At 43.3% G+C, this 12,075-nt stretch carries 9 protein-coding genes and 1 other annotated feature; of the genes, 4 read left to right on the forward strand and 5 right to left on the reverse strand.

From position 1 onward, the window contains the following. Positions 1-236: 236 nt before the first annotated feature. Positions 237-448, reverse strand: a binding site (T-box leader). A gap of 149 nt (positions 449-597) precedes the next feature. Further along, a complete protein-coding gene (locus P6709_RS17130) occupies positions 598-3,648 on the forward strand; it encodes a transglycosylase domain-containing protein (protein WP_278242153.1) in 3,051 nt (1,016 codons plus the stop codon). A 57-nt stretch (positions 3,649-3,705) separates the two neighbouring features. Here P6709_RS17130 and acsA read toward each other — a convergent pair whose 3' ends face one another. Further along, positions 3,706-5,424 carry an acetate--CoA ligase gene (acsA, locus tag P6709_RS17135; RefSeq protein ID WP_278242154.1) on the reverse strand — a complete coding sequence of 573 codons (1,719 nt, stop codon included), beginning with the start codon at positions 5,422-5,424 and terminating at the stop codon, positions 3,706-3,708. Positions 5,425-5,611: 187 nt separating this feature from the next. Here acsA and P6709_RS17140 point away from each other — a divergent pair, with 187 nt between their 5' ends. Genes P6709_RS17140 through P6709_RS17150 form a run of 3 tightly spaced genes read left to right on the forward strand, consistent with a single transcriptional unit; the run spans position 5,612 to position 8,069 of the window. Next, positions 5,612-6,244 carry a GNAT family N-acetyltransferase gene (locus P6709_RS17140; RefSeq protein ID WP_278242155.1) on the forward strand — a complete coding sequence of 211 codons (633 nt, stop codon included), beginning with the start codon at positions 5,612-5,614 and terminating at the stop codon, positions 6,242-6,244. Positions 6,245-6,264: 20 nt separating this feature from the next. Further along, a complete protein-coding gene (locus P6709_RS17145; RefSeq protein ID WP_278242156.1) occupies positions 6,265-6,912 on the forward strand; it encodes an acetoin utilization AcuB family protein in 648 nt (215 codons plus the stop codon). Next, positions 6,882-8,069, forward strand: a complete 1,188-nt coding sequence (locus P6709_RS17150; protein WP_278242157.1) for an acetoin utilization protein AcuC — start codon at positions 6,882-6,884, stop codon at positions 8,067-8,069. The genes P6709_RS17145 and P6709_RS17150 overlap by 31 nt, the downstream gene beginning before the upstream one ends. 93 nt (positions 8,070-8,162) lie before the next feature. On the opposite strand, the gene motS is transcribed toward P6709_RS17150, so the two are convergent. The 4 genes from motS to P6709_RS17170 form a co-directional block, all read right to left on the reverse strand. Continuing rightward, on the reverse strand, positions 8,163-8,885 hold the full coding sequence (motS, locus tag P6709_RS17155) for a flagellar motor protein MotS (RefSeq protein WP_278242158.1): 723 nt from the start codon (positions 8,883-8,885) through the stop codon (positions 8,163-8,165). Then, positions 8,878-9,666 carry a MotA/TolQ/ExbB proton channel family protein gene (locus P6709_RS17160; RefSeq protein WP_278242159.1) on the reverse strand — a complete coding sequence of 263 codons (789 nt, stop codon included), beginning with the start codon at positions 9,664-9,666 and terminating at the stop codon, positions 8,878-8,880. The genes motS and P6709_RS17160 overlap by 8 nt, the downstream gene beginning before the upstream one ends. A 33-nt stretch (positions 9,667-9,699) precedes the next feature. Then, positions 9,700-10,707 carry a catabolite control protein A gene (ccpA, locus tag P6709_RS17165; protein WP_278242160.1) on the reverse strand — a complete coding sequence of 336 codons (1,008 nt, stop codon included), beginning with the start codon at positions 10,705-10,707 and terminating at the stop codon, positions 9,700-9,702. Between the two features lie 263 nt (positions 10,708-10,970). Continuing rightward, positions 10,971-12,053, reverse strand: coding sequence for a bifunctional 3-deoxy-7-phosphoheptulonate synthase/chorismate mutase (locus P6709_RS17170; RefSeq protein WP_278242161.1), 1,083 nt, complete (start codon positions 12,051-12,053; stop codon positions 10,971-10,973). Between the last annotated feature and the right edge of the window lie 22 nt (positions 12,054-12,075).

Raw genomic sequence — 12,075 nt, forward strand, 5'->3', positions numbered from 1 at the left:
CAACGGAGGCATAAACCAGCCTCCTTTTGCTCCGGGTCTTAAACTTGTCGGGTCTAAACGGGCCGCTTACGCTTTTACTTTATCCAGCTCCAGCGGCCAGACCCTCGAGGTTTTAAGTCCCAGATCAACGGAGGCATAAACCAGCCTCCTTTTGCTCCGGGTCTTAAACTTGTCGGGTCTAAACGGGCCGCTTACGCTTTTAATTAAAAAAGCGCATAAAAATAGCCCCTTGCGTATGCAGGGACGCTTTTATGCGCGGTACCACCCAGCTTAAGAGAACGTTGTCTCTTCCACTTCATTTTATAACGGAGGTTATCCGGTCTTCCACCAGGGCAGAAAACAGCTCAGAGAGTGTAATTCGATTAATCCTTTGTAGCGGTTTTCAGCGGCCACCGCTTCTCTAAAATAACAGGGAGGATTCTCTACTTATTCTCTTCAATGCTTTAATATAGGGATTAGTTAACGTATTTTTACCATATTACTTAACAGGATGTCAAGCTCCCTATGATTTCATCGTGCACATTATGCCGCAATATCCATTGAATTCCTGCAAAATATGTTATAATGAAGAGGATGTTTCAAGGAGGATGATAACCATTGTCAGATCGCAAACTTGCCTTTAAAGAACGCATGCTTTCTATAAAATCTGCTTTTGTAAATGCAGGTGCTGCAAAGAAATTCAGAATTTCCTATCAGGTTTTGTGGAATATTTTTTTACTTCTCATTATTTTTGGAGTTTTGGGTGCAGCATTTGCAGGCGGAGTAGGTGCCGGATATTTTGCGTCTCTTGTAAAGGACGAAAAGGTGCTTTCTTATGAATCCCTACAAACGGATTTATATAATTACACGGAAACTTCCGATATTTATTTTGCCAATGAAGTGTACTTAGGGAAAATCAGAACGGACCTGGAACGGGAACAGGTTGTCCTCGAAGATGTTTCTCCCCTATTAATTGATGCTGTAATTGCCACTGAGGATGAATATTTTATGGAGCATGACGGTGTCGTTCCTAAAGCGATTATGCGTGCTCTTTTTCAGGAAGTGACCAACTCTGCAAATCAAACAGGGGGAAGCACTCTCACACAGCAATTAATCAAAAACCAGGTATTGACCAATGAAGTCTCTTTTGACAGAAAAGCAAAAGAAATTCTGCTTGCGCTTCGTGTCGAACGATTTTTTGAAAAAGAAGAAATACTTCAGGCTTATTTGAACATGGCGGATATGGGAAGAAATTCCTCAGGAAATAATATAGCCGGTGTTCAGACAGCTGCTCAGGGTATTTTCGGTGTGGACGCAAAGGATCTGACGCTTCCTCAGGCCGCGTTTATCGCTGGACTGCCGCAGGCGCCTTTTGGCTATACCCCTTTTACCAATGCAGGTGAATTGAAATCACCTGAAGGCCTTCAGCCGGGAGTGGAAAGAAAACAGGAAGTCCTTTACAGAATGCTCCGGGAAGGTTCTATTACTCAAGAGGAACATGATGAAGCTCTTAACTATGATTTAACACAGGACTTTATCCCCCCTTCCTCCAGTGCAGTAGACCGCTACCCGTATGTGACAAGCGAACTGGAAGACCGAGCTGTAGAGATTTTAAAATATTATCTTGCTGAACAGGACGGCTACCCTAAAGAACAGGTAGATGACAGCCAGTCGCTTGATGAGGAATATAAGGCAATTGCCAAAAGAGATCTAGGACAGCGTGGATATGAAATTCACTCCACGATCGATAAAGATTTGTATGATGCAATGGAAATTGTTAAAAACGAATATGAAAATTATGGACCGAATAAATTGGTCACTGACATTGACGATGAAACTGGGGAAAGCGTAGAAGTAAGCGCACCTGTTCAAGTAGGATCTGTCCTGATGGAAAACCATACAGGAAAAATTATCTCTTTCACCGGCGGCCGTGATTTTGAGCAGGAACAGGCCAACCATGCGACCAAGACCTATCGTTCTACCGGCTCAACTATCAAACCGCTTGTTGTGTATGCCCCGGCCGTCGAATACGGACTGATTGGTGCAGCAAGTCCGGTCGTTGACGTAAGCTTTACTCATAATGGGTGGACACCTGTTAACTTTGTAACAGGTCAGGAATATGGGATTTTACCAGCCAGAACAGCTCTTGCTAAATCTCATAACCTTTCTGCTGCCAGACTTTTTGGTAAAATGCTTGCCGATGGGTACAATCCCGGAGAGTTTCTTAAAAAGACTGGACCGGAAAATATTAGCGATGCTGAATATTCATATCCTGCTTTCTCTTTAGGAGGGCTGGATCATGGATTAACCGTTGAAGAAAATGTTGCAGCTTATGCAACTCTTGGTAATATGGGCCAATATAATGAGCCCTATATGATTGAAAAAATCCTTGATCGGGAAGGCAATGTCATTTATGAACATGAAACCGTACCAGAAGAAATCTTTTCACCGGCCGCATCTTATGTCACGCTGGATATGATGAGAGATACGATGGTAAACGGCTCAGGTGTAGCAGCTCCACAAACTTTAAATTTTTCAACTGACTGGGCTTCAAAATCAGGAACATCCAGTGAGTTTCATGACAACTGGTTTATCGGTACAAATCCGAATATCACATTCGGGATCTGGTTTGGCTATGATCAGCCTTCTTCAATGGGATCAGAAGCCAGCCGCCGAGCGATTACGCTTTGGGCTCAGATGATGAACCAGGCCAGAGAAGTAAATCCTGACTTAATTGACCCTTCTGAACAATTTGCACGGCCAGACGGAGTTGTTAACCGGTCAATCTGCTCCTTTACTGGTCTTCCGGCGGACGATGCTTGCTCTGCAGCAGGATTAACAGTTAACACAATAGCTACAGAAGCGTATAATCCTTCAGGAGAAAACGAAGGCTTATCCACCTCTAAATACGTGACGATTAATGGACAGAGATATGTTGCACTTGATTCAACACCGGATGAATTTTCATCCACCGGCGCTTTGCTCAGTCCTGATTTCGCAGAAAGAATGCTATACCCGTATGGAGGCGATGCTTCAAAGCTGTTCTCTGATACAAATGATTACTTTGATAACCTTCTGGTGGCTGACAATAGACTTGAAGATGACGGAAGCAGCCCTGGTTCTGTCACAGCAAGAGTTTCAGGAGATTCAGTTACATGGACTCCTTCAGGAAGCAGTGACGTGGTAGGCTATCGCGTCTATTCCGGAAACAGCAAAGTCGCCATTCGTAAAGTCGATGAGACACTGACTGCCTCTCTTTCTGCAGGCACCTATGAAGTAGTTGCAGTTGATGTTGCAGGAAGAGAATCTGCCCGTTCAAACGAAGTGCGAATAGGATCAGCACCTCCTCCTGAACCGGAGGAACCTGAAGAAAGTGAAGAATCTCAGGAAACGTCAACCCCTCCTGCCTCAACTCCTCCATCAGGAGGAAACGGCAACGGTGGCGGGAATGGAAACGGCAATAACGAAGAAGAAGAAGAAGAACCTGAAGAACCTGAAGAACCAGTAGAATCTCCTGATCCTCCGGAAGATGAAGAGGCTGAGGATCCTCCGGAAGAAGAAGATCCTCCACCTGAAGATCCTCCGGAAGACGAAGAGGATGGTGATGAGGATAATGATGGAGAAAACTCTTCTGACTCAAGCGAAAATACAGCAGATGATGAAGAATAAAAAATAAGCATAAGAAAGAGGTCAACCAGAGCCGGTTGACCTCTTTTACTTTTTCTATTAATCTTCCATAGTGGACAAATCACCTGTTGGCAGGTCCAGTTCCCATGCTTTTAGCACACGTCTCATAATTTTTCCGCTTCTCGTTTTTGGCAGCTTGTCTTTGAATTCAATTTCACGTGGAGCAGCATGAGCAGACAAGCCTTTTTTTACATGCTGGCGAATTTCTTCTTTTAACTCGTCTGATGCTTCATACCCTTCCCGCAGTGCTATAAACGCTTTAATGATTTCTCCGCGGACAGGATCCGGCTTACCGATAACTCCTGCTTCAGCAACAGAAGGATGCTCCACCAATTTACTTTCAACCTCAAATGGTCCTACACGCTCTCCGGAAGTCATAATAACATCATCAATACGTCCCTGGAACCAGTAATAGCCGTCTTCGTCTTTATAAGCTGAATCACCTGAAACATACCATCCATTTGGCATAAAGTATGACTCGTACTTTTGTTCATTATTCCAGATGGTATTCATCATAGAAGGCCATCCCTTCTTTAATGCCAGATTACCCATGCGATTTGCAGGCAATTCATTTCCCTGATCATCAACGATAGCCGCTTCCACTCCCGGGAATGGTTTCCCCATTGAACCAGGTCTTATATCAAGAGTCGGATAGTTGCAGATCATTTGTCCGCCGGTTTCAGTCATCCACCATGTATCATGGATTCTGTGCTGGAACACTTTCATGCCCCACCGGATTACTTCAGGGTTTAACGGTTCTCCTACACTGAGCACATGACGCAAAGCAGAAAGATCATACTTTTTCACAAGCTCGTCTCCTGCCCCCATGAGCATTCTGAATGCTGTAGGTGCACTGTACCAGACTGTAACCTCGTAATCTTGCAATGTCTGATACCATGCCTCAGGACTAAAGCGTCCTCCTACAACGACGGAGGTAGTGCCTGTCAGCCACGGTCCAAAAATACCGTATGATGTACCCGTTACCCAGCCCGGATCCGCTGTACACCAATAGATGTCGTCATCACGCAGGTCAAGCACCCATTTAGATGTTTGATAATGCTGAAGCATGGCTTCCTGAACATGGAGAACACCCTTGGGCTTGCCCGTAGAACCCGATGTATAATGCAAGATCAATCCATCATCCCGCTGAAGCCATTCAATGGAGAAAGATCGGCTCGCAGCAGCAAAATGCTTCATGAAATCGATATGAACTCCATCTTCTTTTACCTGTTCCCCTACTATGAAGATGTGCTTAAGATTTGGAAGTTCGTTTACAGGAATACGTTCCAGCAGTTCTGGTGTAGTAATGATGGCCTTTGCCTCGCTGTCTTCCAGGCGGTCTTTAACCGCTCCTTCCATGAAGGCTTCAAATAAAGGGCCAACAATCGCACCAATTTTCAGTGCACCAAGCAGGCTGAAATACAATTCAGGCGATCGGGGCATGAATATGAAAATACGATCTCCCTTCTCTATGTCTCCCTGGCTTTTTAATACATTTGCAGCTTTATTCGTCATCTCTTTCATTTCTCTGAATGTATATTTTTCATTACGGCTTCCGTCTTTGTAATATAATGCGACTTTGTTTTTTTTGTCACTTTCAGCATGACGGTCAATTGCTTCATACGCCATATTGATTTTGCCTGTTTCATGCCAGGAAAAATTTTTTTCAGCTTCTTTCCAATTGAAGCTTGAAACTGCTTCCTCATAATCTTTTAAATTATATTTCCCATTTACTGATGGTAACGCTTCCAATTTCATAAAATCGTCCCCCTATGTAAGAAATGTCCACTTCAGTATAGTATAAAACCGGAATTATCTCAATTTTTAAAAATAAGAGACTTTTACGTACGGCATTCGACTTATCTAAATGTTTTAGTTGAAAGCGCTTTATTTATTGAGGTATGCTATAGATAGAACCTCAATGAAATGTAGGTGAGCCGTCCATATGGACCATATGAAAATATACAATGCAAAGGAACTCAAAACAACGAAAGGTTCCATTGTGATTGAAGGGCCCTTATCAGCAAATGACCTTTCTTCCCTGGAATTTCATGAAGACCTTGTGGCTTTTCGACCGCCGACCCAGCAACATAAAGCTCTGATCGAAATTGCTGACCTTCCTGAGGGAAGAATTATTATTGCCAGAGATCACAATACGATCGTCGGCTACGTAACGTATCTGTATCCGGATCCTCTTGAACGCTGGTCGCACGGCAAAATGGAGAATTTAATTGAGCTTGGCGCAATTGAAGTAATTCCGAAGTTCCGCGGTGCATCTGTAGGAAAAAATCTTCTTCGAGTGTCCATGATGGATGATGCAATGGAAGATTATATTATCATCACAACTGAATACTACTGGCATTGGGATTTAAAAGGAACTGGTCTGAATGTATGGGAATATCGAAAAGTAATGGAAAAGATGATGAATGCAGGCGGTTTGGAGTATTATGCAACAGACGATCCGGAAATCAGTTCGCATCCGGCAAATTGTTTAATGGCCAGGATTGGAAAGCGGATTAAACCTTCTTCCATTGAACAATTTGATCAGCTGCGCTTTATGAATCGGTTTATGTACTAATCGCTAGGAGGAAGTCCGTCATGATTATAGAAGATATGATGATTCGAAATGTACACACACTTACTCCAGAATCCACCCTGGCACAGGCGATCGAAAAAATGGCAGAACTTAAAATCAGACACCTGCCTATCCTGGATTCCTCCCAAAAGGTAATAGGAATTTTAACAGACCGGGATATAAAGGAGTTTTCCCCTTCCCCTTTTCAACCTGCTGATTCACGGGAACTCTTTGATACTAAAGTAAAGGACATCATGACAACACCTGTAATTACAGGACACCCACTGGATTTTGTAGAGGAAATTGCGCTGCTGTTCATGGAAGAACAAATTGGCTGCCTGCCCATCGTGAGTGATGGAAAATTAATTGGCATGGTGACTGAAACGGATTTATTACATACCTTAATTCAACTGACTGGTGCAAAACAGCCTGGCTCGCAAATAGAAGTAAAAGTACCTGACAGAGCAGGCATGCTCTTTGAAGTAGCCGGGATCATCAGGAAAAATCATTCCAATATTCATAGTGTGCTTGTTTATCCAGATAAGAAAGACGAAAATTATAAGATTTTAGTATTTCGCGTACAGACAATGAACCCCATGTCCGTCATTGATGATCTGCGCGAGGAAGGGCACGATGTATTATGGCCACAACTTCCCAACCATCCGCTTTAAAAAAAGCTGTTTTTATTTATTCGGATGATCTGCTGAATTACCGTTTTTCAAATGATCATCCGTTTAATCAGAAAAGACTGCAGCTCACGCTGGATCTGCTGCGAAAAACTAATGCTATTTCTGACGAAGATATCGTTGCGCCAAGGCTGGCAAGTGATGAGGAATTGTCGCTTGTTCATGATAGAGCGTATATAGAAGCAGTAAAGCTTGCAGGAGAAGGAAAACTGCCCGGGGAGAAAGCTGAAAGCTACGGGCTGGGGACAGAAGACACTCCTGTATTCAAAGGCATGCATGAAGCGAGTGCACGGCTTGTGGGCGGTACGCTGACAGCTGTTGATATGGTGATGTCAAAACAAGCACAGCATGCGGTTAATCTCGGCGGCGGCCTTCATCACGGCTTCAGAGGAAAAGCCTCCGGATTTTGTATTTACAATGACAGCTCTGTAGCCATAAAGTACCTGCAGGAAAAATACGGGGCGAAGGTGTTATATATCGATACAGATGCCCACCATGGAGACGGGGTTCAATGGTCATTTTATGATGATCCATCCGTGTGTACACTCTCTATCCACGAAACGGGACGCTATCTGTTCCCCGGAACAGGAGCAGTGAATGAACGCGGTCATGGAAAAGGATATGGATACTCCTTCAATATTCCACTTGATGCATTTACGGAAGATGAGTCTTTTCTCGCAGCTTACGAACAATCGTTCCGGGAGATTGTTGAATTTTTCAAACCGGATGTTATTTTGACGCAGAATGGTGCGGATGCGCATTGTTTAGATCCGCTCACTCACCTATCATCGACTATGAAGATTTATTGCGAAATCCCGAGACTGGCTCATATGCTCGCCCACGAGTACTGTGATGGCAGATGGATAGCTGTTGGCGGCGGAGGGTATGATATCTGGCGGGTAGTCCCCAGGGCATGGGCTCATATCTGGATGGAGATGTCCGATTTCACACTTACATCTGATAAGATTTCTTCTGAATGGCTGAATCAATGGCAAAAGGAATCGCCTGTTCCGTTAATCGATACCTGGTCAGACCCTGCTCAGCTATATAAAGAGATTCCCAGAAAGAAAGAAATCTCAGAAAAAAATCAGCAGACTGTGGAGAAAGCACTTTACCCTATACGGTCTCAATCCAAAAAGTAAGACTGCCCGAAGCAATTCATTATATTAAAAAGAATGCCTTCATGAAAAAATTCATGGGGGCATTCTTTTTCTAATTTATTCTCTTTTATCCAATTACTGTTCTGACTCTTCTTCATAAAAACGATTTAAAATTACAATTTCTACTCTTCGGTTTAACGTCCAGTTGGCAGGACCGTCATTCGGAACTTCCGGTCTTGTATCGCCATAGCCGACCGCGGCAAAACGGTCACTTTCAATCTCGTGTGAATCAAGCATATAACGGAGAACGCTGCTTGATCTGGCTGTTGAAAGCTCCCAGTTTGAGGGGTATTGAGCGGTTTGTATAGGACGGTCATCTGTGTGTCCTTCTACCCTCACGAAATTAGGAATTCCTTCAATCAGTTCCCCTACCTTATCGAGTACAGAAAATGCCTGAGGAAGAATTTCCGCTTCTCCCGAATTAAATAAAACCTGTTCCTGTAAAACAATGACCACTCCCCTGTCAGTCCTTGAAGCTATTACTGTATCCTGCAGATTTTCTTTATCAAGATACTGCTCGATCTGCTGCATTAAACTGGCAAGCTGCTCATCGTTTTGCTCCTCACCATCCATAGGATCTTCAAAAGGAACAATAGAAGGAGAGGAATCAAACAAGCCCTCTTCCTTGAACGATTGCGCAATTGCATCAAATTTTTCTTCATCCATTTGGGATATGGAAAATAACAGGATAAAAAAAACAAGAATCAGCATAATAAAATCAGCGTATGTAATCATCCATTTTGGTGTATCTGACGATCGGTCCTCAACTCTGATAATCGGCCTTTTACCTTTAGACATCGCGTACTCCAGGCGCCGTCTCTTCCCCGGTTAAATAAACAGCAAGCTGGTCCTCAAGAACTCTTGGGTTCTGACCGTTGTGGATGCCAATAACCCCTTCGACAATGACTCTGCCTGTAAATAATTCTTTTTCTGTCGAGGTCGCAAGCTTTGCAGCCATCGGATTAAAAACAAGATTAGCAAGAAGGACGCCGTAAAACGTCGTCAAAAGGGCAATGGCCATATTCGGTCCCAAAGAAGCAGGATCATTTAAATCTTTCAGCATCAGTATCAAGCCGATCAACGTTCCAATCATTCCCCACGCAGGTGCATAGTCCCCTGCTTTTTCCACCATTCTTCTTCCTTTGCGATGGCGTTCTTCCAATGAAATCATTTCAGCATGAAGTATGTTTTCTATGGTTTCTGCATCAACACCATCTATCGTTAAATAAATGCCTCTTTTGATGAATGGATTGTGAATCTCTGCAAGCTCTTTCTCCAAAGAAAGGATGCCTTCTTTTCTAGCAATCTCTGAAAGATGAACAAACAAATCTACAGTTTCTCTTAAATTATCTTTTGAGCTTTTAAAAGACTGAACACTCACTCTGCCAAACCGTTTAAGTTCACGAATTGGAAAGCTGACGAGCATTGCCGCAAGAATGCCTCCAAAAACAATTAAAATAGAAGGAAGGTGGAGAAAGGAAGAAAAGCCCTCCAATCCCCCATTCCATGCTACTGCAATACCAATCATCAGTATCCCTGCTGCCACCCCAACAGGCGTCAGAAAATCAAGATTTTTCATAACCGTCTCCCCTGCCGTTATGCAACCGGCTGATTAGCCTTCGTTTTTTGTTGATTGTCTGCCCTCAATTCGATGAGGAAGAACCACTGTTTGATTATCGATTTCTTCTTTATTCATTAATTTTGTAAGTAAACGCATCGCAACCGCACCAATATCATAAAGCGGCTGAACAACAGAAGTTAGCTGCGGGCGAACCATGAGCGCGAGTTTCGTGCTGTCAAAAGAGATGACTTCAGTATCATTCGGAATATTCAACCCCTGATCCTGCGCACCGTGCACAACACCAAGCGCCATTTCATCATTTCCTACAAAAATAGCAGTCGGTTTTGTTGAAAGCTCCTGCAGCCGCGACCATGCTTCAAGTCCGCTGTCATACGTATAATCACCTTCAATGACCAGATCGTCAGTATAATCAATGCCTGCTTCCTGCAGTGCCTCACGATAGCCTTCAAGCTTTAATGCCCGGTTGATCGTATCGTGAAACGGTCCGCTGACAAAAGCAATTTCTTTATGTCCTTTTTCAACCAAACGGGATACAGCATCAAACGAAGCCTGATGATAGTCGATATTAACAGACGGAGTTTCGTTGGTCGCGTCGACTGAGCCTGCAATAACGATTGGAACAGGTGAACGCTTAAATTCAGCCACATGCTCCTCCGTTATATTGCCTCCCATGAACACAATTCCGTCCACTTGTTTTCCAAGCATGGTATTCAATAAATGAAGTTCTTTTTCTTCATTCTGATCTGAGTTGCTTAAAATAATGTTGTATTTATACATGGTGGCAATATCTTCAATTCCCCTTGCCAGCTCAGCAAAAAAGATATTTGAAATATCAGGGATAATAACCCCTACTGTAGTTGTTTTTTTGCTTGCAAGCCCTCTTGCTACTGCATTTGGCCGGTAGCCAAGACGGTCAATGACCTCGAGCACCTTTTTTCTTGTAGCCGGTTTTACATTTGGGTTGCCATTGACAACACGTGAAACAGTCGCCATTGATACATTTGCTTCTCTTGCTACATCATAAATCGTTATATTCATTGTAAGCGCTCCTTTAAGCATTCTCATTTTCATTTGTTTTCATTTTACACGAAAAAGCGGACAGAATCTAAGGTTAACTTGTCTGTACACCTATTTGTTCACATATGTACATAATCATACGCTAGTGTTGTAACGCTTTCAATCATTAGAGTAAGAAGACATAAAACGTTCGTATTTACTAGTATGTACTGCAGGCAATAAAGCCAAACAAAAAACTCTCCCCATCCAGTGCATCTGCACCAGACAGGAAGAGTCCTTCTCAACTAGGATTTCGCATGAACACCTAAAAATTCTTGAACTGCACCCCAGAAATGATCAAATTGCTCAAAGTTCATTTGCTGAGCAGAATCAGACAAAGCAACTGCCGGATCAGGATGTACTTCTGCCATTACGCCATCTGCGCCGATAGCAAGAGCTGCTTTTGCTGTAGGAAGAAGCAAGTCTCTTCTGCCGGTTGAATGGGTCACATCAACCATGACTGGTAGATGAGTTTCCTGTTTCAGGATTGGCACGGCTGATATATCCAGTGTATTTCTGGTTGCTTTTTCGTATGTGCGGATTCCCCGCTCACACAATATGATCTGATCATTTCCCTGTGCCATAATATATTCAGCAGCGTTAATAAATTCATCAATTGTTGCTGCAAGGCCACGTTTCAACAGGACTGGTTTTTTTGCAGCGCCTGCTGCTTTAAGCAATTCAAAGTTTTGCATATTCCTCGCGCCTATTTGAATCACATCAATATAATCAACAGCTTCTTCTATATGAGCCGGATTTACAATTTCACTGATTACAGCCAGATCGTATTCATCTGCAACACGCTTTAGAATCTGCAGCCCTTCAAGGCCAAGACCCTGAAAATCATAAGGAGAGGTTCTTGGTTTGTATGCTCCGCCACGCAGCAATTTAAGTCCTTTGCCCTGAACCTGCTTAGCAACCGCAGCCACCTGTTCATAGGATTCAACAGCACATGGGCCGAAAATAAATTGCGGCTTGCCATTTCCGATTTGTTCGCCTTTAAGCTCTACCACTGTATCATCCGATTTTTTCTTTCTAGATACAAGCAGCGCCTTGCGATGATCGTCTTTCTGAAGCTCAAGACCGGCCTTGAATATCTCTTTGAAAATATGCTCAATCGTGGAATTGAGAAATGGTCCTTTGTTGTTTTCATTTAAAAGGTCCAGCATGGCACGTTCTCGTACTGGCTCAAAACGGTTAACACCCTGCTTTTCTTTTACTCGCCCGATCTCTTGAACCAACTCTGCACGCTGATTGATAACGTCCAGCAGTTGAAGGTTCATCTCATCTACTCTTTTTCTAAGCTGATCCAATTCCACATTGCTCATATTAAACATTCCTTTCTTTTGA

The sequence above is a fragment of the Jeotgalibacillus sp. ET6 genome, from assembly GCF_029667115.1.
In the GTDB taxonomy this organism is placed as follows: Bacteria; Bacillota; Bacilli; order Bacillales; family Jeotgalibacillaceae; genus Jeotgalibacillus.